This window comes from Labrys monachus (assembly GCF_030814655.1).
Taxonomy (GTDB): Bacteria; Pseudomonadota; Alphaproteobacteria; order Rhizobiales; family Labraceae; genus Labrys; species Labrys monacha.
This window is the reverse complement of the sequence record NZ_JAUSVK010000001.1, coordinates 3,326,462-3,348,573: the sequence shown is the minus strand read 5'-3', so window position 1 is coordinate 3,348,573 and position 22,112 is coordinate 3,326,462. Positions and strand designations below refer to the sequence as shown.

At 64.5% G+C, this 22,112-nt stretch carries 23 protein-coding genes and 1 tRNA gene; 7 read left to right on the top strand and 17 right to left on the bottom strand.

Annotated features, from left to right (window positions below; all coding sequences use genetic code 11):
- Positions 1 to 48: 48 nt before the first annotated feature.
- On the top strand, positions 49 to 777 hold the full coding sequence (locus J3R73_RS15170) for an SDR family NAD(P)-dependent oxidoreductase (protein WP_307428321.1): 729 nt from the start codon (positions 49 to 51) through the stop codon (positions 775 to 777).
- A gap of 34 nt (positions 778 to 811) precedes the next feature.
- Here the strand turns inward: J3R73_RS15170 and J3R73_RS15165 are convergent, their stop codons facing one another.
- From J3R73_RS15165 to J3R73_RS15160, 3 genes are all read right to left on the bottom strand, one after another.
- Entirely contained in the window at positions 812 to 1,396 is a 585-nt protein-coding gene (locus J3R73_RS15165; RefSeq protein ID WP_307428318.1) for a hypothetical protein, read from the bottom strand.
- Between the two features lie 493 nt (positions 1,397 to 1,889).
- The gene (locus tag J3R73_RS31535) at positions 1,890 to 2,342 is read right to left on the bottom strand and encodes an ImmA/IrrE family metallo-endopeptidase (protein WP_503128789.1); all 453 of its coding nucleotides are present in this window, start codon (positions 2,340 to 2,342) and stop codon (positions 1,890 to 1,892) included.
- Between the two features lie 278 nt (positions 2,343 to 2,620).
- Entirely contained in the window at positions 2,621 to 6,388 is a 3,768-nt protein-coding gene (locus tag J3R73_RS15160; RefSeq protein WP_307428315.1) for a vitamin B12-dependent ribonucleotide reductase, read from the bottom strand.
- Positions 6,389 to 6,996: 608 nt separating this feature from the next.
- Here J3R73_RS15160 and J3R73_RS15155 point away from each other — a divergent pair.
- The 3 genes from J3R73_RS15155 to J3R73_RS15145 all read left to right on the top strand — a co-directional run bounded on the left by J3R73_RS15155 (position 6,997) and on the right by J3R73_RS15145 (position 9,142).
- Positions 6,997 to 7,938, top strand: coding sequence for a nucleoside hydrolase (locus tag J3R73_RS15155; protein WP_307428311.1), 942 nt, complete (start codon positions 6,997 to 6,999; stop codon positions 7,936 to 7,938).
- Positions 7,939 to 8,026: 88 nt separating this feature from the next.
- Positions 8,027 to 8,431 carry an NADH:ubiquinone oxidoreductase subunit NDUFA12 gene (locus J3R73_RS15150; protein ID WP_307428308.1) on the top strand — a complete coding sequence of 135 codons (405 nt, stop codon included), beginning with the start codon at positions 8,027 to 8,029 and terminating at the stop codon, positions 8,429 to 8,431.
- Between the two features lie 135 nt (positions 8,432 to 8,566).
- Positions 8,567 to 9,142: a DUF2155 domain-containing protein gene (locus J3R73_RS15145; RefSeq protein ID WP_307428305.1), complete on the top strand. Its 576-nt coding sequence runs from the start codon at positions 8,567 to 8,569 to the stop codon at positions 9,140 to 9,142.
- A gap of 58 nt (positions 9,143 to 9,200) precedes the next feature.
- On the opposite strand, the gene aat is transcribed toward J3R73_RS15145, so the two are convergent.
- From aat to J3R73_RS15110, 7 genes are all read right to left on the bottom strand, one after another.
- Complete coding sequence (gene aat / locus J3R73_RS15140; RefSeq protein WP_307428302.1) at positions 9,201 to 9,881, bottom strand: leucyl/phenylalanyl-tRNA--protein transferase; 681 nt, start codon at positions 9,879 to 9,881, stop codon at positions 9,201 to 9,203.
- 6 nt (positions 9,882 to 9,887) lie between these two features.
- Positions 9,888 to 11,246 (bottom strand): acetyl-CoA carboxylase biotin carboxylase subunit, encoded by a 1,359-nt coding sequence (accC, locus tag J3R73_RS15135; RefSeq protein ID WP_307428300.1) that lies wholly within the window; start codon positions 11,244 to 11,246, stop codon positions 9,888 to 9,890.
- A 5-nt stretch (positions 11,247 to 11,251) separates the two neighbouring features.
- Positions 11,252 to 11,710, bottom strand: coding sequence for an acetyl-CoA carboxylase biotin carboxyl carrier protein (gene accB / locus J3R73_RS15130; RefSeq protein ID WP_307437359.1), 459 nt, complete (start codon positions 11,708 to 11,710; stop codon positions 11,252 to 11,254).
- A 39-nt stretch (positions 11,711 to 11,749) separates the two neighbouring features.
- Positions 11,750 to 12,193 carry a type II 3-dehydroquinate dehydratase gene (gene aroQ / locus J3R73_RS15125; protein WP_307428297.1) on the bottom strand — a complete coding sequence of 148 codons (444 nt, stop codon included), beginning with the start codon at positions 12,191 to 12,193 and terminating at the stop codon, positions 11,750 to 11,752.
- Positions 12,194 to 12,353: 160 nt separating this feature from the next.
- Positions 12,354 to 13,118 carry a DsbA family protein gene (locus J3R73_RS15120; RefSeq protein WP_307428294.1) on the bottom strand — a complete coding sequence of 255 codons (765 nt, stop codon included), beginning with the start codon at positions 13,116 to 13,118 and terminating at the stop codon, positions 12,354 to 12,356.
- A gap of 135 nt (positions 13,119 to 13,253) precedes the next feature.
- Complete coding sequence (locus J3R73_RS15115) at positions 13,254 to 13,784, bottom strand: YceD family protein (RefSeq protein WP_307428292.1); 531 nt, start codon at positions 13,782 to 13,784, stop codon at positions 13,254 to 13,256.
- The gene (locus tag J3R73_RS15110; protein WP_307428287.1) at positions 13,781 to 14,371 is read right to left on the bottom strand and encodes a ubiquinol-cytochrome C chaperone family protein; all 591 of its coding nucleotides are present in this window, start codon (positions 14,369 to 14,371) and stop codon (positions 13,781 to 13,783) included. Before J3R73_RS15110 ends, J3R73_RS15115 begins: the two co-directional genes overlap by 4 nt.
- Positions 14,372 to 14,455: 84 nt before the next feature.
- Here J3R73_RS15110 and J3R73_RS15105 point away from each other — a divergent pair, with 84 nt between their 5' ends.
- The gene (locus J3R73_RS15105) at positions 14,456 to 14,932 is read left to right on the top strand and encodes an outer membrane protein assembly factor BamE (protein WP_307428284.1); all 477 of its coding nucleotides are present in this window, start codon (positions 14,456 to 14,458) and stop codon (positions 14,930 to 14,932) included.
- Positions 14,933 to 15,063: 131 nt separating this feature from the next.
- Here the strand turns inward: J3R73_RS15105 and J3R73_RS15100 are convergent, their stop codons facing one another.
- Positions 15,064 to 15,462, bottom strand: a complete 399-nt coding sequence (locus J3R73_RS15100) for a GtrA family protein (RefSeq protein WP_307428282.1) — start codon at positions 15,460 to 15,462, stop codon at positions 15,064 to 15,066.
- 4 nt (positions 15,463 to 15,466) lie between these two features.
- Entirely contained in the window at positions 15,467 to 16,402 is a 936-nt protein-coding gene (locus J3R73_RS15095) for a glycosyltransferase family 2 protein (protein ID WP_307428278.1), read from the bottom strand.
- A gap of 592 nt (positions 16,403 to 16,994) precedes the next feature.
- Here J3R73_RS15095 and J3R73_RS15090 point away from each other — a divergent pair.
- A complete protein-coding gene (locus tag J3R73_RS15090) occupies positions 16,995 to 17,207 on the top strand; it encodes a cold-shock protein (RefSeq protein WP_307428275.1) in 213 nt (70 codons plus the stop codon).
- A 101-nt stretch (positions 17,208 to 17,308) separates the two neighbouring features.
- Here the strand turns inward: J3R73_RS15090 and J3R73_RS15085 are convergent, their stop codons facing one another.
- The 3 genes from J3R73_RS15085 to J3R73_RS15075 form a co-directional block, all read right to left on the bottom strand.
- Positions 17,309 to 18,004: an SOS response-associated peptidase gene (locus J3R73_RS15085; RefSeq protein WP_307428272.1), complete on the bottom strand. Its 696-nt coding sequence runs from the start codon at positions 18,002 to 18,004 to the stop codon at positions 17,309 to 17,311.
- Between the two features lie 158 nt (positions 18,005 to 18,162).
- Positions 18,163 to 18,240: transfer RNA gene (locus tag J3R73_RS15080), tRNA-Pro, on the bottom strand.
- Positions 18,241 to 18,347: 107 nt separating this feature from the next.
- Entirely contained in the window at positions 18,348 to 18,515 is a 168-nt protein-coding gene (locus J3R73_RS15075) for a hypothetical protein (RefSeq protein ID WP_307428266.1), read from the bottom strand.
- 487 nt (positions 18,516 to 19,002) lie between these two features.
- Between J3R73_RS15075 and J3R73_RS31530 the strand changes: the two genes are divergently transcribed.
- On the top strand, positions 19,003 to 19,314 hold the full coding sequence (locus J3R73_RS31530) for a GCG_CRPN prefix-to-repeats domain-containing protein (RefSeq protein ID WP_370879924.1): 312 nt from the start codon (positions 19,003 to 19,005) through the stop codon (positions 19,312 to 19,314).
- A gap of 165 nt (positions 19,315 to 19,479) precedes the next feature.
- On the opposite strand, the gene J3R73_RS15070 is transcribed toward J3R73_RS31530, so the two are convergent.
- The gene (locus J3R73_RS15070; protein ID WP_307428263.1) at positions 19,480 to 19,731 is read right to left on the bottom strand and encodes a ribbon-helix-helix domain-containing protein; all 252 of its coding nucleotides are present in this window, start codon (positions 19,729 to 19,731) and stop codon (positions 19,480 to 19,482) included.
- A 356-nt stretch (positions 19,732 to 20,087) separates the two neighbouring features.
- A complete protein-coding gene (cysG, locus tag J3R73_RS15065) occupies positions 20,088 to 21,548 on the bottom strand; it encodes a siroheme synthase CysG (RefSeq protein ID WP_307428261.1) in 1,461 nt (486 codons plus the stop codon).
- Positions 21,549 to 22,112 lie beyond the last annotated feature (564 nt).

Here is a 22,112-nt window from a genome sequence, read left to right as displayed (position 1 = left end):
GGGCGGATTGAGCCTCGACGCTCCGGCATGGAAAGGGAGGGGCGAGACGTGGCGACCGGGCTCTATGATTTTTCGGAACAGCGGGTGCTGGTCGTGGGCGCGAGCCGCGCCGGCATCGGGGCGGCGATCGCCGACGGCTTTGCGGATGCCGGCGCGACCGTGACCATCACCGGCAAGGAAGAGCAGCCGATCCAATCCTATCTCGGCCGCTATGCCTATCGCCAGCTCGACGTCGCCGACGAAGAGGCGGTTCGGACGCTCGCGGCCGAAACCGCCGGGCTCGACATCCTCGTCAATTGCGCCGGCATGGCCGACCGCGATACCGAATGGACCCATGCGGGGTTCAAGCGCGTGATCGACGTGAATCTCGTCGGCATGTTCAATCTCGCCAATGCCTTCAGGCCGCATCTGGCCCGCAGCAGGGGCGCCGTCGTTGCGATCGCCTCGATGTATTCGCTGATGGGAAGCCCCTTCGTTCCCGCCTATGGCGCCAGCAAGGCGGCCCTGGCACAACTCGTGCAGACGCTGGCGATCGCCTGGGCGGCGGACGGCATCAGGGTCAATGCGATTGCGCCGGGATTCATCGTCACCGAACAGACCACCCGCGCCCGCGCCGATGCCGTTCATTACAACCGCGTGCTGGACCGTACGCCGATGGCACGCTGGGGAGAGCCGGGCGATCTCGTCGGCCCCGCGCTGTTCCTGGCCTCCGACCACGCCAGATTCGTCACCGGCATCCTCATGCCGGTCGACGGCGGCCTGACCGCCAATCTCTAGAGCGACGCCGTCGCACGAAAGCGCTGTCGGCGCGTCAGCGCATGAATTTCGGCAGGCGGCGCTTCCAGCGTTCACCGCGCGGGAGGTCCCGTTCCCGCAGCGGGCGGCTGCGCGGCTTGGCCGGGTCGGAGGCCGGCTCCGCCGAAAACGAAAAGACATTTTCCGCCTCGGCGACGGCGAACGCCCGATCCTCGTCCGCATCCGCCGGCTCCGAGGTGTCGAATGCCAGGAATTCGATTTCCGGCTCTGCAAAGCCGGCCGCCGGTTCCGCGAAGCCGGGCATCGGATCCTCGACGGCCGGTGCCCTCACTTCGCGGCGAGGACGCGGGCGTTCGATCCGCGGCGGTTCCATCTCGAGGGTTTCGCCCCCGAAGGGCTCGGCTTCGGTGGCCACGACGGGCAGGATGCGGCGCTCAGGCTGGGGCGCGGCGGGCGTCCCGTCGCTGCTGTTGGTGCGGAAAAGGGCGGACGCCGCGATTTGCGACGGCTTGGAATGAGCATCGGCTTCCGCGGAGGACAGGAGTGCCGCCACGTCCCAGATGGGGGGCGTCGCGACACCGGACGCCTTCTTGGAACTGCGCTTGATCTCGACGACGAAAGGCTTCGGCTGACGTTTCATTAATTTGTTCTTCAGAATTGTTGTTGACTTGGCTGCCGACGAAACTGCTGGAATCAGGCGCGCATCAAAACATATCCGCGCAATATCGCAACAGACGATTTAACGCCTGTCCGCACAATAAATATCATCGGAGCGCGTACTGGCCATGTCCGCTAAACGCAAGACTCCGGGTTCGATTCTACAATGGAACGATTTCGGCATTTCGACACGATCGGTCAAAAACGACTGGAAAGGATGTTTCGGGATCCTGGGAAGGCGGCCCGATCCCGGAAAAGGGAGCCCGGAACTCGAACCGACCGGAAAAGATGGAGCGACGAGCGCCCTCGTCTATTTCCTATAGAGACCTAGTGAGGGGCTTCCTGAAGTTCAAGCCCACCCATGCGCAATTTCGATCTTTCCTCCGCCCTTCACGCTGGGCAGATCGAGCGATCTACTTTGTGGGCGAACGGGGGACCTCACGCAGAGCTCCTACAAGGGCAGCAACGCACCAGATTTAAAGTGTGGCTTTGGCACCACAGACGTCACATCGGACCAAAAGCCCAGTACGAATTAAAGTAAAATTTGAACAGTTCGGGCAAGAATCTCCCTCATGCGGCTGAGGAGTGGGTGCATACAGAGGCGGTCGTTTATATTTTCTATTTACTTTCTGTAACCGTTCTATCGCAATTTCGTCGTCTATATTGCATCGAAACATGATAGATGGCGCATCTATAAAATTCAACACTATAGAATCAGGGAGGATAAAATATTTCGCGAATGTGTGCGCCTGCCACTCGGCCGTTTGCTCCTCAGGCAGTGATTTGAAGTGTCGGAAATTCGTACTTGAGAAGGAACTCGGCATATAATCATGGAGATATATATGACCTATCTCGTGAGCAATAATATATCGCGCTCGCCCCTCTCCCTTTTTGGCGTCCAGCCATATTTCTTGATTGATATGTAAAATTACGTTCTGCGTTTTTTGATCGGTATGTTTCTTGAATTCGACCCAGGCATAGATTTCTTTCCCGTCTGCGCCATAAAGCGGTGCAAGGAATATATCCAGGGAAATCTCCCCCTTGGCCTTGTACTGTGGATTAACGTTTCTTCAACAAAGCGCGTTATGTCAAAGGTCTCAGAGTTGCTGATGCGGCCAAGTCGCCGCATCAGCAGAGCATCCTGCTCAATGAAAGCCTCACTTCTGAATGAGACTACATAGTCGATGCCCATATGAATAAATCCCGGTCAGGAGCATCCCGTTGTTCCACCGCAAGTGTCACACTTCAGACAAGTTCCGTTACGGACTAGCGTGAAGTTCGCGCATTCGGGACAAGCCTCTCCTTCATAGCCTCGCAATCTTGCTTCCGCGCGCCTAGCGGATGTGGGTTTATTATCTCCCCACGCGCCTGGAGCAGAAAAAGCAAGGTTAGTGGTTGGATCTTCCTCCTCCTTCAGCGCCGTGGCGCCGAGGGTTGCGCCGGGGCCGGCCACGACGCCGCGGGTCAGGCCCGCAGTGGTCACCGCCGTCGAGAGCGCGGTGATGGCGCCGCGGGCTTCGGTCGAGACCGGGGCGAGCGAGGCGCTGCTTGCCGAAACACCGCCCGGCATCACCACGAAACGCTCGGTCTTGGAGCGCACGAGGCCGCGGGAGACGGGGGCGATCATCGGTCCCGAGCGGCTCTTGCCTTCGCCCTGGCCGGTGCCGAGCGCGTCGTGGCTGAGATCCTCCGGCGTGACATGGGCGAGGTCGTAGCGGCCGATATAGGAGATCGCGAGCTCGCGGAACACATAGTCGAGGATGGACGTGGCGTTCTTGATGGAATCATTGCCCTGCACGAAGCCGGCCGGCTCGAAGCGGGTGAAGGTGAAGGCCTCCACATATTCTTCCAGCGGCACGCCATATTGCAGGCCGAGCGAGATCGCGATGGCGAAATTGTTCATCATGGCGCGGAAGGCGGCGCCCTCCTTGTGCATGTCGATGAAGATCTCGCCGAGGCGTCCGTCGTCATACTCGCCGGTACGCAGATAGATCTTGTGGCCGCCCACCGTCGCCTTCTGGGTATAGCCCTTGCGGCGGTCGGGCATCTTCTCGCGCTCGCGTGCCACTTCCACGCGCTCGATGATGCGCTCGACGATGCGTTCGGCCACCTGCGCCGCACGCGCGGGCGCGGGCCGCTCCATCAGTTCCTCCACCGCATCCTGCTCGTCCTCGTCGGCGAGGAGCTGCGAATTGAGGGGCTGCGACAGCTTCGAGCCGTCGCGATAGAGCGCATTGGCCTTGAGCGCCAGCCGCCACGACAGGGTGTAGGCGGCCTTGCAGTCCTCCACCGTCGCGTCGTTGGGCATGTTGATGGTCTTGGAGATCGCCCCGGAGATGAAGGGCTGCGCCGCCGCCATCATGCGGATGTGGCTCTCGACCGAGAGGTAGCGCTTGCCGATCCGTCCGCAGGGATTGGCGCAGTCGAACACCGGCAGGTGCTCGGGCTTGAGATGCGGCGCGCCTTCCAGCGTCATCGCACCGCAGACATGCACATTGGCCTTCTCGATGTCGGCCTTGGCGAAGCCGAGGAAGGTGAGGAGGTCGAACGAAACATCGTTGAGCTTCGCCGGGGGCACGCCGAGAGCCCCGGTGAGGAAGTCCTCGCCCAGCGTCCACTTGTTGAACACGAATTTGATGTCGAAGGCGGAGGCGAGCGCCTTTTCCACCTGCGCCAGTTTCGCCTCGGTGAAGCCGCGCGAGAGCAGCGAGGTGTGGTTGATCACCGGCGCCTGGCGCAGCGAGGCATGGCCGACCGCATAGGCTTCCATCTCCGCGATGTCGGCTTCCGAATAGCCGAGCGTGCGCAGCGCCTCCGGCACGGCGCGGTTGATGATCTTGAAATAGCCGCCGCCGGCGAGCTTCTTGAACTTCACCAGCGCGAAATCGGGTTCGATGCCGGTGGTGTCGCAATCCATGACGAGGCCGATCGTGCCCGTCGGGGCGATCACCGTCGCCTGCGCATTGCGGTAGCCATTGGCCTCGCCGAGGGCGAGCGCCTTGTCCCACGCCGCCCGGGCATGGGCCGCGATGGCCGCGCCGTTCTCGCCCAGGCCGGCGAGCGTGGCGTGGTCGAGCGCCACCGGCACCGTCGCCAGCGCCTCATAGCCAGAGGTCTCGCCATGGGCGGCCCGGCGATGGTTGCGCATCACCCGGAGCATGGCCTCGCGGTTGGGCTCGAAGCCGGGGAAGGGGCCGAGTTCGCGGGCCATCTCGGCCGAGGTCGCATAGGCGACGCCGGTCATGATGGCGCTGAAGGCGCCGCCGAGGGCGCGACCGGCATCGGAATCATAGGGAATGCCGGAGGTCATCAGCAGGCCGCCGATATTGGCGTAGCCGAGGCCGAGCGTGCGGTAGCGATAGGACAGTTCGGCGATCGCCTTGGACGGGAACTGCGCCATCGTCACGGAGATCTCGAGCACGATCGTCCACAGGCGGACGGCGTGTTCGTAGGAGGCGAGGTCGAACGTCCCGTCCGGCCGGCGGAACTGCAGCAGGTTCAGCGACGCCAGGTTGCAGGCGGTGTCGTCGAGGAACATGTATTCCGAGCACGGATTGGAGGCGCGGATCGGCCCCGACGCCGGGCAGGTATGCCAGTCGTTGATGGTGGTGTGGAACTGGATGCCCGGATCGGCCGACGCCCAGGCGGCATGGCCGATCTTCTCCCACAGCTCGCGCGCCTTGAGCGTCTTGGTGGTCTTGCCGGTGATGCGCGCCTTCAGCGCCCAGTCGCCATCGGCCTCGACGGCATTGAGGAAGGCGTCGTCGACACGCACCGAATTGTTGGAGTTCTGGCCGGCGACCGTGAGGTAGGCTTCCGAATCCCAGTCGGTGTCGTAGATGTCGAAGGAAATGTCCTTGTAGCCCTGGCGGGCGAACTGGATGACGCGCTTGACCAGGTTGTCCGGGACCATGTCGCGGCGTGCCGCCTTGATCTCGCGCTTGAGGGCGGGGTTGCGTTCCGGATCGAAGCAATCCTCGCCCGGGCCCTCGCAGTTCACGCAGGCGCGCATCACCGCCTTGAGGTGCTTGTGGACGATCTTCGAGCCGGTGACGAGCGCGGCGACCTTCTGCTCCTCCTTCACCTTCCAGTCGATATAGGTCTCGATGTCCGGATGGTCGGCATCGACCACCACCATCTTGGCGGCCCGGCGCGTGGTGCCGCCCGACTTGATGGCGCCGGCGGCGCGATCGCCGATCTTGAGGAAGGACATCAGGCCGGAGGAGCGTCCGCCGCCCGACAGGCGCTCGCCCTCGCCGCGCAGGGCGGAGAAGTTCGAGCCGGTGCCCGAGCCATATTTGAACAGGCGCGCCTCGCGCACCCACAGGTCCATGATGCCGCCGTCATTGACGAGATCGTCGGCGACCGACTGGATGAAGCAGGCATGCGGCTGGGGATGTTCATAGGCCGAGGTCGACGACGTCAGCTGGCCGGTCTTGAAGTCGACATAGAAATGGCCCTGGCCGGGGCCGTCGATGCCGTAGGCCCAGTGCAGGCCGGTGTTGAACCATTGCGGGGAATTCGGCGCGACCATCTGCATGGCGAGCATGTAGCGGTGCTCGTCGAAGAAGGCGCGCGCATCCTCCTCGCTGTCGAAATAGCCGCCCTTCCAGCCCCAATAGGTCCAGGTGCCGGCGAGGCGGTCGAAGACCTCGCGCGAATCGGTCTCGCCGATGACGCGCTCGCCCTCGGGGAGGGCGGCGAGCGTTTCCTCGTCCGCAACCGAACGCCACAGCCATGAGGGAACGGCGTTCTCCTCCACCTTCTTCATGCGGGCGGGCACGCCGGCCTTGCGGAAATATTTCTGGGCCAGGATGTCGGCGGCGACCTGGCTCCAGGCCTCGGGCACGGCGATGTTCTCAAGCCGGAACACGACCGATCCGTCCGGATTGCGGATTTCGCTCGTGGTGTTCCGGAAGGCGATGGACGCGTAGGGCGATTGCCCGCTCGTCGTATAGTGCCGTTCAATCCGCATGCGCTCTGCCTCAAAATTGAAGACGCAAAAGCCCCGTGCCGCGCGAGCGCGGCACGATTCAGATGCAGTCCGAGACCTAATTGTGACGTCGAGGGCGTCGTACCCTGTCCGTAGTTCAGGTGCCGGGTCTGCAACCCGGCTTACGGCACCCGGAATTTCTCCCGCCGCCGACGCTTCGACCATAGGGCAAAAGTATGCCTGAGCGGTAAACGCGTCAAGATTTGGTGTCGCTAAAATATTGTCTAGCTAGATGTGGTAGGGCGCTGTGGATAACGGGCGTAGTGTGAGGGACGCTCGGCAAATCCCCGGAATCGTTTGCGATTTTAAACGGGGGTGGTTGTCGTCAAAGTGCAATGTTCCCGTCATGTCTCGTTTACCATAATTGGCGCTCGTCCGGACGCCGTTCCCGCCGCCCGCCATGCCGCAGGGCGGCACTGCACCGAGATACCTACCAGAGGTTGAATTGGAGCGAGAATCGGCCATGCCCGATTCTTCGGCGGACGGCATCGGCGAGCGGCTTCCCCGCGGAGCCGATATGGGACTGCCCCGCAGTGGCTTGCCTGCCTGGCTAGCGCCGGTCCATGGTCCGCGCGCAACCCATCAAGCGGATGACCATGCCCCGTTCCATCATCATCGATACAGATCCCGGCCAGGACGACGCCATCGCGATTCTGCTGGCCCTCGGCAGTCCGGAACTCGACGTCGTCGGCATCACCGCGGTGGCCGGCAATGTCCCGCTGGCGCTGACCAGCCGGAATGTTCGCGTGATCTGTGAACTTGCCGGCCGAACCGACGTGACGGTCTGCGCCGGGGCGGACCGGCCGCTGATCCGCCCGCCGGTGACGGCCGAGCATGTCCACGGCAAGACCGGCCTCGACGGCGCGGACCTGCCGGAGCCCAGCATGGCGCTCGATCCGCGCCACGCCGTCGATTTCATCGTCGAGACGCTGATGGAACGGCCGGCCGGCAGCGTCACCCTCTGTCCACTCGGGCCGCTCACCAATATCGCGCTCGCGCTCGCGCGCGAGCCGCGCATCGTCCCGCGCATCCGCGAGATCGTGCTGATGGGCGGGGGGTTCTTCGAAGGCGGCAACATCACGCCGGCGGCCGAGTTCAACATCTTCGTCGATCCCCATGCCGCCGCGAGGGTTTTCTCGTCGGGCGTGCCGATCACCATGGTGCCGCTCGACGTCACCCACAAGGCGCTGACCTCGAGGGCGCGCATCGGCGCCATTCGCGCCCTCGGCACCAAAGTCGCAGAGGCGGCAGCCGGTTGGCTCGACTTCTTCGAGCGCTTCGATGTGGAGAAATACGGTTCGGAGGGCGGCCCCCTGCACGACCCCTGCGTCATCGCCTGGCTGCTGGAGCCGCATCTGTTCGCCGGACGCGCCTGCAATGTGGAGATCGAGACCGGCTCCGAACTCACCATGGGGATGACGGTCGTCGACTGGTGGGGCGTGACGGCGCGGCCCAAGAATGCGTTCGTCCTGAACCAGGTCGACGCCGAGGGCCTCTACGCGCGGATCCGCAGGGCCGTCGCGCGACTATAAAACGCGGGCGAATCGGGGTGTGAGAGTGGACATCGCGGCGCCCCTTGGCCATAAGACGTCAGATGCGAGAGACGGGACGGCTGCCGCGATGAAAACTTTGCTTCAGATGTTCACCTGGTGGAACGGTTCCACGATCGGGACACGTTTCTTCACCTGGCGCAAGGGCGAGCGCGTGGGCGAGGACGAGTTCGGCAACGTCTATTACCGCACCCGCGGCGGCGCGGTGGATCCGACCATCGGCGTGCAGCGCCGCTGGGTGCAGTATAATGGCTATGCCGAAGCCAGCGCGATTCCTCCGGGCTGGTGGGGCTGGATGCACCATCAGGTCGACACCCCTCCGAGCGAGATGGGCTATACGCCCCGGCCATGGCAGAAGCCGCATCGCCCCAATATGACCGGCACGGTCGGCGCCTATCATCCGAAGGGCTCGATGGTGTCGCCGGGACCTCGCCAGGCAGCGACGGGGGACTACAAGGCCTGGTCGCCTGAATAGCACCGAACGCTCGCCCGCCAGCGGGCCGGCGCCGTCCGCGGGCCGCAGCGGCGCTGGCCGTGTTTTGGCCGTGATGGAGCGATATGCGCAGCGGCGACGCTGCCTGTGCCTGCTTCCTACGGAGACCGTCCGATCTTGAAAATCCGTGTCCTGCAGCCTTCGGCCCGCCGCTGCGCCCGCCTTGCATGGGCGGCGGCGCTCGCCTGCGCCGGTCTGGCCGGCGGCCCGGCATGGGCCGAGCGCATCACCAACCCGGTGGCGGTGTTCAGCGGCCTCGACAAGATCTCCGGCAAGATCAGCACCTTCGACGTCCCGATCGACCAGACCGTGAAGTTCGGGGCGCTCAGCATCACGCCGCGCGTGTGCTATTCGCGCACGGCGAGCGAAGACCCGCTGACCACCAGCTTCGTGCAGGTCGACGAACTCAACCTGAGCAAGCAGACGCAGCGCATCTTCAGCGGCTGGATGTTCGCCGCCAGCCCCGGCCTCAACGGCATCGAGCATCCCGTCTACGACGTCTGGCTGAACGACTGCAAAGGCGGCAAGAGCACCGAACCCGTGCCGCCGCCGGTCGCCACCACGATCGCGCCGCCGCCGAAGCATGGCAAGGGGCGCAGCAAGACGACGATGCCCGACCAGATGCCGCCCGACGCAGGCAACGACGGTGATCTGTTCGACCAGCCCATCGACCCGACCGCGCCGCAGGATTGACCGGGCGGGCCGCCTGTATTCTGCCGGCGTGGGTGTTTCGCTGTCCGGCCCGCAGCCGCTAAGGCGTCACCGAGGCAAGCTCGGCCAGGACCTCGGCGCCGCTGACGACGCGCTCCTTCGGCCATGCCAGATAGTTCCCGTCGATCGCCAGCGCCTTGTCCAGGAGCCCGTGATAGCGCGCACGCGGCATCTCGACGGCGCCGAGGCTGATCAGGTGATCGGTCACGAACTGGGTGTCGAGCAGGCGATAGCCGCCATGGCGCAGCCGCGCCACGAGATGAGCCAGCGCGACCTTCGAGGCATCGCGCTCACGGTGAAACATGCTTTCGCCGAAGAAGGCGCCGCCGAGATCGACGCCGTACAGGCCGCCGACCAGTCGCCCCTCGCGATAGGCTTCGACCGTATGGCAGTGGCCGAGGGCGAAGAGCTCGCCATAGAGGCGGCGAATGGGCCGGTTGATCCAGGTTCTGCGCCGCCCCGGGGCCGGCGCGGCGCAGGCGTCGATCACGGCCTCGAAGTTCCGGTCGACCGCGATCTCGAATCGGTCGGACCGGATGGTGCGGGCGAGACGATGCGAGACGATCAGGCCGTCGAGGGGAACGATGCCGCGGACCTCGGGCTCGATCCAGTAGAGACCTGGATCGTCGGCGCTTTCGGCCATCGGGAAGAGCCCGCAGGCATAGGCCCTGAGAAGGATCTGCGGCGTGATCTCCAAGGGGGGCACCGCCACGCGCGACACGCGACATCACGCGCCTTCGCGCATGCCTCCAGCTTCGAGGAAGTTCTCAAGCCAATGAATGTCGTAGAGGCCGTTCTGCATGTCGGGGTTGCGCACCAGCGTGCGGAACAGCGGCAGGGTGGTGTCGACGCCGTCCACCACGAATTCGTCGATGGCGCGGCGAAGCCGCATGAGGCATTCGGTGCGTGTGCGTCCATGCACGACGAGCTTGCCGATCAGCGAATCATAATAGGGCGGAATCCTGTAGCCCTGGTAGACGGCCGAATCGACCCGCACGCCGAGACCGCCGGGCGGATGATAATAGGTGATGGTCCCCGGAGAGGGGCGGAAGGTCGCTGCGTTCTCCGCGTTGATGCGGCATTCGATGGCATGGCCTTCGATCTGCACGTCGGACTGGGCGATGGAAAGCGGTGAGCCCGCCGCGATCTTGATCTGCTCGTTGACGAGATCGATGCCGGTGATCATCTCCGTCACCGGATGCTCCACCTGGATGCGCGTGTTCATCTCGATGAAGTAGAATTCGCCGTTCTCATAGAGAAACTCGATGGTTCCGGCGCCGACATAGCCGAGGTCCCGCATGGCCTTGGCGACGGTCTCGCCGATTCGGGTGCGCTGGGCCGCGTTGAGAGCGGGCGAAGGCCCTTCCTCCCACACCTTCTGGTGCCGGCGCTGCAGCGAGCAGTCGCGCTCGCCGAGATGGATGGCGTTGCCCTTGCCGTCGCCGAGCACCTGGATCTCGATGTGGCGCGGCTTCTGCAGATATTTCTCCAGATAGACGGCGTCGTCGCCGAAGGCGGCGAGGGCCTCGGCGCGCGCCGTCGCCAGCGCGTCGGACAGATCGGCCGGGGTGAGCGCCACCTTCATGCCGCGTCCACCGCCGCCCGCCGCCGCCTTGACCAGGACGGGATAGCCGATTTCGGCGGCGACGCGCGCCGCGTCGATATCGTTGGAGATCCCGCCTTCCGAGCCCGGCACGCAGGGAATGCCCAGGCGCTTGGCGGTGCGCTTGGCCTCGATCTTGTCGCCCATCATGCGGATGTGCTCGGCCTTGGGGCCGATGAAGGTGATGCCGTGCTGATCGAGAATATCGGCGAAGCGGGCGTTCTCCGACAGGAAGCCGTAGCCGGGATGCACAGCCTCCGCACCGGTGATCTCGCAGGCCGCGATCAGGGCGGGGATGTTGAGATAGCTCTCGCGGGCCGGCGGCGGGCCGATGCACACGCTTTCGTCGGCGAGCTTGACGTGCATGGCGTCGGCATCGGCCGTCGAATGGACGGCGACGGTCGCGATTCCCAATTCCTTGCAGGCGCGCAGCACGCGCAGGGCGATCTCGCCGCGATTCGCGATCAGGATCTTGTCAAACATCCGCGTCACTCGATGATCATCAGAGGCTGGCCGTATTCGACCGGCTGCTTGTCCTCGATGAACAAGGCGGTAACGGTTCCCGATCGGGCGGCGACGATGTCGTTGAACGTCTTCATGGCCTCGACGATCAGCACGCGGTCACCCTGGTTGACCTTGGAGCCGATCTCGATGAACGGCTTGGCGCCCGGTGCCGCGCCGAGATAGGCGGTGCCCACCATCGGGGACTTCAGGACGCCCGGATGGTTGGCGGGATCGACGGCGACCGGCACGGCCGGCGCCACGGCGACGGGAGCGGCCACGCTGGCGGGCGCGAGCGGCACCGTCGCGGTGACATTGATCTGGCGGGCCACGCGGATGCGCAAATCCGCCTGCTGCACCTCGATTTCCGTCAGATCCGTCTCGGTGAGGAGATTGGCGAGTTCCCGGATAATCTCGGGATCAATCCCCGACTTGGTTCGCGACATCGTCATGCCTTGCGTTTCCGAGGGGCAGAGGCCCCGTCATTATTGAGCCGATACGCTCGAAGCCAGTGCTTCGAGTGCAAGTTCATAGCCCTTGGGGCCAAATCCACAGATCACGCCCTTGGCTGCAGGCGAAACCCAGGAATGGTGCCGGAAGCTTTCACGCGCGAAGACATTGGATAGATGCAATTCGATTACCGGCAGGCTAATGGCCTTGATCGCGTCGTGAAGCGCGATCGACGTATGGGTCAGCGCGCCCGGATTGATGACCATGCCGACCGCACCCCGCGCGTGGGATTCGTGCACCCAGTCGAGCAGCACGCCTTCGTGGTTGGTCTGGCGGAACTCAGCCGTCATCCCGAGGCGCTCGGCGCGCGCATGCACGAGCTTCTCGATGCCGGCCAGATCAATCGTGCCGTAGACCGATGTTTCCCGGACGCCAAGCATATTGAGATTGGGGCCATTCAGAACGTAGACGAGCGCCATGCTTTCCAATCGAACGATATAACAAGCCAAAAGCCCGATGCAGCGAAGCGCCGGGCCTTCTCGGTTGCCCCTTATAGGGCGGTGTCATGCGGAAGGCAAAGCCGGCGGCAAATCATCCACGGCCCGCGTGGGCGAGGCGAACCGACAGCCGCCCCTCCCGTCAGCCGCAGACCGTCTGCCCGCATTTGCGCACGGCATCGATCTTGTCCTTCAGCGCATCATAGCCGATCGCACCCGGAACGATCTCGTTGCCGATGACATAGGAGGGGGTGCCGTTGATGCCCAGCGTCTCGCCGAGCTGCAGGTTGCCGGCGAGGTCCTTGCGCAAGGCGGGGTCCTGCATGTCGGCCTGCAGCTTCTTCATGTCGACGCCGACGCTCTGGGCGACCTCGAGCGCGCGGTCCTTGCCGACTGCGCCGCGCGAACCCAGGAGCGCCTGGTGGAAGGCGAAGAACTTGTCGCCCTGGAGCTGGTTCTTGACGGCCAGCGCCACGTCGGCGGCTTCGATCGAGCCGGGTGTCAGGATCGGATAGTCGCGCAGGACGACCTTGAGCTTCTTGTCGGTCTGCAGGAGCTTCACCATGTCGGCGAGGCCGCGCTTGCAGTAGCCGCAATTGTAATCGAAGAACTCGACCACGGTGACGTCGCCCTGCGGATTGCCGACGACGGCATTCTGCGGTGCGTTGAGAATGGCATTCTGGTTGTCGGCGACGGACTTCTTCTGGCGGTCGGCGGCGTCGGCTTCCTGCCTGGCCTGCATCGCGTTGAGGGCATCGGTGATGACCTCGGGATGCTTCATCAGATAGTCCTTGACGATCGCTTCCACGGCCGGACGGGTCATCTGCTCGTCGGCATGGGCGGCCGGCGTCACCGCGGCGACGCATAGGACGAGCGCCAGACCGGTCAGAAGTCGCTTCAAGAACATGCCTGTCTCCAAAAGATGGCGAGCGCCCTGCCGCTCAGCGGGGTGGATAGAATGCGCCGGCAAGACGGTCAATCAATCGGTCCGTCCTGCTCCTGCCTTCTCACGGCATCGTGTTCAAGGTGAGGCGAAGCCCGATTATTCATCGTTGCTTTTCAGTGCCTTGAGGGCCGCGAAAGGCGAAGAGGCGGGATCTTCCTCGCCTCGGCTGAATTCAACGCCCGGCTTGCGCGGATAGGGATCGAGGGCCAAAGCAAGAAATTCGGTGATGACGCTGCCGAGATCGATCTGGCCTCCGACGAGCAGGTCCGGCGGATCCTCGGCATAGGGATCGGTCAGTTCGGCCAGGTCCAGCTCGGCGTTGGGGTCGACGCCGTCGGTGGAAAAACGGATGTCGACCGGCGCATCCAGCGTGCTTTCGAATTCGTCGAGCGAGACCACGCATGTCTGCGTGACGCGAGCATGGATGGATCCGCCGACGGCGAGGCCGTCCCGGCCGAACGGCGTGACTTCCAGCTTCGCCGTGAGATCGGCGACAGCGGGAAGGCCGAGCAGCCTGGCGACGGCGTCGCGCTCCTCGGGCGTGGTCGTGATGGAGAACCGGCGGCCGGCATTGGGAATGTCGCCGACGCGAACGGGCCGCGAGAAGAGGGGCGTGTCGTTGCTCATGGGTCCGATGTAGGCATGAGGGAAGGAGAAGGAAAGGGAATTGCGCCGTTTACGAGCTCTTCCGCCGGTCTTTTCGCCAGGGCGGCCGAGGCGCGGCGCACATAATCGGCGAGGAGGCCGGCCTGCTTCCGCCTGTCCTCGCGCCGGGCATGGACGTTGCGCATCAGGGCCTCCGCCAGCTCCTTATCGTCGGGGCTCCCCAGCGCTTTGCCATAGGAGGAGGCGCAGCCGGCGTAGATATCGGCGATCTTGCGCATGCGCTTGGGCACGGCGAGGTCGCTCACCCCCATCTCCCGCATGGCGCGGTCGAGTTCGGCGAAGAAGCGGTCGCACAGATCGCGCGCCACGGCGTTGATGTCGCCCGTCTCGTCGTTGAGCCGGTGCATCAACAAAAAAAGATGAAGGAGCATCATGTCGGTGCGGCCTTCGACCGTATCCGGGACCCGACCGGCAACATAAAGGCTGGGATCGCGCGCCTGCGCCAGAATTTGATCGTAAAGGCGCGATATCTGCGCTTCCCGCGCCTTGCTGCGAAACAGGCCCAACATGCTTTCGTTCACCGACCATGAGGCGCAGGCGAGCGCCAAGGTTGAATTTCACGCGAGAGCGGGTTACGCCAGAACCTGCGCGACGGCAAGGCGAACGAGCCCGTGCGCCCTATGGAGGCCAAAGTGAGTGCTGTTGTGTCGACCCCCCGTTTGCGTTCCCATGCGCTGGCAGTCGCGCTCGTGATTTCTGCCGCCGGTCTGCTGCAGGGGTGCGGATCGATGGGCGAGACCAATGTGCATGGCATCGTGGTGACCGAGAGCACGCTCTCCGCCATCAAGCCCGGCACGCCGCAGTCTCAAGTCATCGCCGAGCTCGGTACGCCCTCGACCGAATCGGCGATCGGCGGCGAAGCCTATTATTACGTGTCGCAGACGACCTCGCGCCCCGTCGCCTTCATGTCGCCGCACATCGTCGACCGCAACGTGCTGGCGGTCTATTTCGACAAGGGCAAGGTGATTCGCGTCGCCAATTACAGCCTGCAGGACGGTAAGGTCTTCGATTCCATCACCCGCACAACGCCGACCGCCGGCGGCGACCTCAGCTTCATCACTCAGCTGGCCCGCGGCATGACTGCCGGCGTTCCCGGCTTCAGCCACTAGAGACCTCATGTCGCCGGCGGAGTGGCCGGCGGCCGCATGAGGCGTGGAAACGAAGGTCCGGTGCGGACCGGCAATGGCGCGGGATCGCGTCCTTGCCCGGCCTTTCGCGAGCCTCGCTGCGCCGCCGGCCCCTATCGACGCCGGCGGAGGAAGACGACCTTCAGATAGGCCCAGAAATTGATCGCCATCGAGAGGCCGGTGGCGATCGCCACCGCCAGCACGGGCCACGCCGCAAAGAAGCGGCTGGCGGAAACCAGAAGCATGAACGCGCCGAGGTTGATCAGCCCGGCGATGCTGCTGGCGAGCGCATAACGCAGGAATTCGCCGAGCGCCGGAGCACCCGCCCGGTCGCCGAAGGTCTGCGAGCGATTGATCAGCCAGGTGACGGTCAGCGCCGCGAGGAACGAAGCGAGGCGCGCGGGGCGCGCGTCGAGGCCGGACCGGACGAGAAGGGTGAGGATGCCGGCATCGGCTGCAAAGCCCGCGACGCCGGCGACCGCGAACCACAGAATGCGGTCGCGAAGGCGCATCGCCCTACCAGACCGGGGCATGGCTGAGATAATGGAGGCGCTTGAGCTCCTGCCGGCCGCGCGTCACCGTATCGAGGATCATCCCCGAGAAGAAGGCGATGATCGCCGAAAGCATCAGGCCCGTGGCCAGGACGGCCGACGGCAGGCGCGGCACCAGGCCGGTATGGATGAAGTCGACGACGACCGGCGTGGCGATGGCGAGCGACAGCACGACGAGGATCGCCGCCAGCAGGCTGAAGAAGAGGAAGGGACGTTCCTCCTTCACCAGCCTCGTGACGAGACGCAGGATGCGCATGCCGTCCCGCACCGTCCTGAGTTTACTCCGCGAGCCGGCGGGCCTTTCCTTGTAGGGCGTATCGATCTCCGCGATCGGCAGCGAGAGGTCGAGCGCGTGGACGAGCAATTCGGTTTCGATCTCGAACCCCGTCGAGAGGGCGGGGAAGGATTTGACGAAGCGGCGGGACATCGCCTTGTAGCCCGACAGCATGTCGCGTGACGCCGCGCCGAAGATCTTCGTCACCAGCGCGGTGAGCAGCCAGTTGCCGAAACGGTGCCCCGGCCGATAGGCCGCGATGTGGCTGCCGATGCGGGCGCCGTTGACGAGGTCGAACGGCCCTTGCCGCAGCGTCGCGACCAGAGCCGGCGCGCTGGCGGCATCGTAGGTGGCGTCGCCGTCGACGATCAGATAGATGTCGGCCTCGATGTCGGCGAACATGCGCCGCACCACATGGCCCTTGCCTTGACGCCTCTCATGCCGCACCAGGGCGCCCGCCGCCGCCGCCAGCGTGGCCGTGCCGTCCGTGGAGTTGTTGTCGTAGACATGGATGGCGGCCAGCGGCAGATGTTTCCGAAAATCGGCCACGACCCGCTCGACCGTGACCGCCTCGTTGCAGCACGGGATCAATATCGCGATCGTCGGTTCCGGTCTTGTCGATGCCATCGGCGTATGTGTCCTTAGCCTGTCCGGCATCAGCGGGCGCCGGGGTCGCCGGGGAGGATAGGGGGCGGCGGCCGGCCTGGCGACATCCGCGGCGACGCGCATGCCACAATCGAGGCCGAGGCAAGCCGCGTCGTCAGGTCGGCGTCAAGCCGGTGCGGACTGGCGCAGCCTGGGGGAGCAGGCCTCCTCTACAGTTTTGATCGTCCGCGTCTTCCTGCCGGAGCGGTCCGCCTCTCCCCGGGGATCGTCGCGGCCGGCTTTTGCGGGAACGTTGTTGGCGTCGCATGGTATAGGTGCTCGCGCAGCGGGTTCGTAGGGGAAAAAGTGGTCGAAGGGACCGAACTATTGTTCCCTATGTTGTGAAAAAAAGATTTATTTTCGTTTGTTGCAGCCTGAATGACAGCCTCGTCTTGACCGTTCGAATTTTGTGAGGCAGGCTGAGGCATCGATTTTAGGCCGAACGACTTGGCCCCGCGCGATGGCTCCGCCGTTGGCGGAGGCTGACCAGCTCTCCCCCGAATTCGACAATCGCCGGTTCCGTGTGTTGGTGCGCGGCAATCTGCTTACTCTACGTTTAAGGAAAAGGCTCACGATGAGCACTGGTACCGTAAAGTGGTTCAACACCCAGAAGGGTTATGGTTTCATTCAGCCTGACGACGGTTCGAAGGATGTATTCGTTCACATCAGCGCTGTCGAGCGTGCCGGTCTGTATGACCTGCGCGAAGGTCAAAAGGTCAGCTATGAGCTGGTGCAGGACCGCCGTTCGGGCAAGCTCGCTGCCGACCAGCTGAAAGCCGCCGCCTAAGCGAGATCGGCCCGCCTGCGGCGCTCCGCCGGCGGGCTCGAAGAAGGCCGGTGCAACCAAGCGCCGGCCTTTTCGCTGGCGCGCCTTCCCGCCGCGATGTCTCAGATCGGATCGGCGATATCCGCCTCGTTGTATCGGGGATTTCCGACCTTGCTGGATATCGGCCACATCTCCATGAGCCCGGGCGGATAGGGCGCCATCAGGTCGGCGGGGTCAGGCTCGATATTGGCGAGCCAGCGCTCATGGTCTCCGGGCGCGACGATGACGGGCATGCGGTCGTGGATCTGGCCGACGAGGGAATTGGCCGGGCAGGTCACGATCGCAAAGCTGCGCGTCACCTGGCTCGTGGCCTTGTCCGTCCAGCTTTCCCACAGCCCCGCGAGCGCGAATTTCGACCGGTCGGCCATGGCGATCGCATAAGGCTGCCTGGGGCCTTTCGACGGCTTGCCGCCGCCGGCCGTCTTCATCCATTCGAAGAACATGTCGACGGGCACGAGGCAGCGTCGGCTTCGGTAGGCGGCCTTGAACGTCACCTTGGACTGGATGCCCTCGCATCGGGCGTTGATGCTTCGCTGGATGCCGTGCGGGTCCTTGACCCAATGAGGCAGCAGGCCCCATTGCAGCAGATCATGGACATTCCGGCCCGTACCGGGTTCCCGACGGATCACCCACAGCCATTGCGCGGGCGCCCCGTTGTGGTGCGCGCGCCAGGCACGAGCCAGATCCTCTTCCGCCGTGCCGGGTTCGGAGATCAGGCCCGGCAGCCCGGGACCGGATTGGCGAATGCGTCCGCACATGCCGGATCAACCTCGATTGGTGGTTTCGGCCGGGGGAGGGGCAGGAAAGTGCGGCACCGGATGCGGCGGGGCTTGCCGCTCGCGGCGGCTCGAGCCGGCACGCCGACGAGTCGCGACCGCGAGCAAGAGATCAAAGCTGTGATCGTGCTTTGGAAAAATGGTCGGAGCGAGAGGATTTGAACCTCCGACCCCTAGTCCCCCAGACTAGTGCGCTAACCGGGCTGCGCTACGCTCCGACACCCATTGGGCGCTGATCCATTAGGAAAAATCGCCGTGCGGCGCAAGCCCTGATTTGGCTCCGATGACCATAGCGGACACGAAATGCACAGGCTGGTGCGGCGAGTCACGGAAGCTGGGCTCCGTCATCACAGATGTGGAGCAGCGCTTCGTCGAAGCCATCGGCATCCGGCGGATTTCCGCCGGCCCGGACAAGCCGGCCCGTGCCGAAGCCCTCGGGTCGGTGACGCAAGCCATTCAGGGGCTGCAGTCCGGTTTTCACATTGGCGGCCATACCTACGGTTTGCCAGTCTGGCACGGGGTCGACGGAGCACCGATCCCGGCGCATGGCGCTCGTCGCTCCCGCCCGTTCATTTGCCGGCTCCGCCCCGTCGCCGACGGACGTTCGGCGAGCCGGAAAGAAAGCGGCTCCACGGTACGCCGCAGGGGAGGACGGTGGGACCGTGGAGCCGGCGCGCTTCGTGAGCCGCGACAACCACAAGCTAGGCCATCGCGGCCTCGCAGCAAATACGCCAAATCTGACGGGTTCTGCGGCCGGGAGCGGTGCTCGATGACGGAGGGGGGGCTGACGGCTGCGTCGTTACGATCAAGTCTCGCGACAGCCGCAGAGATACATGATACTGTGCGTAAGCGAATTGGACAGCACAGCGACGGGCGCGATATTCAACGGAAGGACGGCATTAAAGATTTTATGTTTGCTTCCGAAGGAACTTTTTCGCGAGTGCCGCGTCTTCTGCCCAACCAAACTGGAGGAACTGCCGATGAAATTGATTCTTGCCACCGCGCTTGCCGCGGCCGGTCTTGCCATGACGGTCGGAGCGTCATCGGCCATGACGATGGCGCCGAACGTGGCGAGCGGAAACGCGCTGGTGCAGGACGTCGCCGGTGGCTGCGGCCCTGGATGGCATCCCAATCCGTGGGGCCGCTGCGTACCGAACAGGGGCGTGTATCGGCCGGCCCCGCGTTATGCCCCCGCGCCCTATTATCGGCCTGAGCCTGGCTACGTGCCTCGCCGCGGATGCCCTCGCGGAATGCACCCGGGCAATTCGGGCCGTTGCGTTCCGAATTATTGATCGGGCTCGGTTGAAGCCAGGCCGGAAGGCCCCGACATTCGTGCAGGCGCCGCGTTGCGCCTGCATACGAGGCACGGTCTATCCTGTCGCGTCGAAGAATCAGCGTCGGATCTCATTGTCGCCGGATTGCCCTCGCGAACGCTCGCGATGGACGGCCGCCCGGGATCAGCTCGCGGAGCTGTTGCCGGACATGTGTGGGCCTTGGCCGCGGCGCACATTTTCGAGGACGAAGAGCCTCAAGGTCGAAGACAGGTTGAAATGAGGATATTTAGCCTCGATGTCCGTGACCAATTGATAGGCCGTCAGATTCCAGTCGCGCGCGATTCTCTTGAGTTCTTCCCAGAAAGCATCTTCAAGGGAAATGCTCGTGCTGCGCCCATCTATCACGATGGAACGCTTGACGATGTTGCTTTTCATCGCGATACCCCCGTCAATGGTGCTCCTTCAGTGGTACTGGACTGGCTGTAGAGGGTCTGTGCCGAAAGACACGCTCCCTCGGCAAAGGATGTACCGAATGGCGACGGGGCAACCGACCATCGGCATTGCCGCTCGATCCAGGACACCTGTTGTCTTGGGATCATAGTGGAATCGTCCGTTTTGATAAGCGCGGGATGACCGCCCTGTTGGGTGCCCGATGCGATTTTCGCCTGCTGTTGCCGTAGGGCAACTCATGGCCGGGAGGTCCCCGCAGGCGGCGCCGCCGATACCGATCGGCACGACGGGATGGAGGGGCGAAGATGCGGGGCAGGGGCCCGAATCTCGCCTTGTCCGGCTCAGTCCCCACCATGCGTGCCGGCCGGGTCCGCAGGGGCACCGACGTCGCCACGCCTCGCTTCGGACATGGCCCAGCCCAGCAGGATGATGCACGGCCCGTCCAGCGCGTGCTCGGCGAAGACGGATGCCATGGCGCCGACGGTGCTGTGAAAACGGCGCTCCCGCTTCAAGGTCGCATTCTCGACCACGACGGCCGGCGTGGCGGGGTTCATGCCCGCCGCGACCAGGCGGGAAGAAACCTCCGCGACCACGAGCTTGCCCATATAGATCGCCGTGGTTGCGGCGGGATCGGCCAGGGCCGTCCAATCGAGGTCGTCGGGCAATTTGCCGTTCTTGGCATGGGCCGTGATATATTGCAGCCGCCGGGCATGGTCTCGATGGGTGAGGGAGACTTCGAGGCTCGCGGCGGCACCGGAAGCGGCGGTGATGCCCGGAATCACCTCGACGTCGACGCCCGCCTCGCGGCAGGCGGCGATCTCCTCGCCGGCGCGGCCGAAAACAAGCGGGTCGCCGCCCTTGAGCCGGACGACGTGCTTGCCGGCGGCGGCGAGCGAGACCATCAGGGCGTTGATATCGCCCTGTTTGCAGGAGGGACGGTGGCCACGTTTGCCGACGATGATGCGTTCGGCTTCCCGCCGCGCGAAGTCGAGCACTTCGGCCGAGACGAGGCTGTCATAGAGGATGACGTCGGCCGACTGCAGCGTCCGCACCGCCTTCAGCGTCAGCAATTCGGGGTCGCCCGGTCCGGCTCCGACCAGGCTGACGCGCCCGCGGCCGGACGCGCTCCCGGCGTTGGCGGCCGAGGCGAGCAAGGCCTGCCTCTGGGCTTCGGAGGGGGCGTGGTCCGGGCTGCGGAACGCCGCGTCGACGAAGCGCTCCCAGATGCGGCGTCGGCCCTGCAGCGGAAGCCCGAGGGATTGCACCAGAGGTCGCCATTCACGGGCCGCTTCCGCCCATCGCCGGAAACCGTCGGGGAGCAGCATCTCGATGCGGGCGCGAATCGCCTGACCGAATACCGGCGCGGCACCATCCGTCGAAATGCCGACCACCAGGGGCGAACGGTTGACGATGGAACCGAACTGGAAATCACAAAAGGCGGGGCGGTCGATGATGTTGGCGGGAACGCCGGCCTCGCGGGCCGCTGCCGCCAGTCTCGCAGCTTCCGCGTCGTCGTCGACGTCGGCGACCACCAGCGCCATGCCGAGAAGATCCTGCTTTTCCCATCGGCGGGCAAGGGTGCGGACGGCGGGTTCCGGCGCGACCGCTGCGGAGGGCGGGGGATCCGAGGCGGGGGGGGCGATCACCGTCACCCGCGCCCCTGCCGCAGCCAGGAGTTCCGCCTTCCACGCTGCGGCCTGCGTCGCGCCGATGACCAGCGCATCCTTGCCGCCGAGGCGATAGAAAACGGGCAGTACGGCGAGCGGAGCGATCCGCTCGGGCTCGTGGAGAGATGGGGTCATGGATCAAAGGCTCAACGCGCTCGGGCCTGATTTTCCTGAGGAAGCGCCGAAAAACTGGCGGCCGACCGACCTCAGCTTGTTGCCGCACGTCACACAGCGCAAAAACGCTACCGCAATTCCCGGGACTTCTCAATCATCTGCGTGAAATTGCATATCCGCCGGGAGATTGCGTCGGGTACAACGGCAAGTAAAAAAGCGAGGCTCTTTCGAGCCTCGCTTCATTCTAGACCTCGTCCCAACCCATCTTCCCGAGACTTCCTTCATACATCTGCGTGTCGTTTGAAGTGTCGGGCCGGCTGCTCTGCACGGTACCTACCGGCGGCGCCCGCGGGCTTCCTCCCAAGACTTGGACCCTGACTTCCTTGCTGCTCAGTGCCGAGCTCCGGAAGTCCTGTCGTTGACAAAACGGACGCTAGACTAAGTTTTTTTGCTTGTCACGCCTTTGTGCAGCAAACGGCGCAAAATTAATATCTTTGCTCAAAATTTGAGCGCGTCGCTTCCGTGGGCGCTGGCGCGCGCCAGGCGAAGAGGTGGATGCCTCGATTCCAGCCCCTTCTTGCGGAG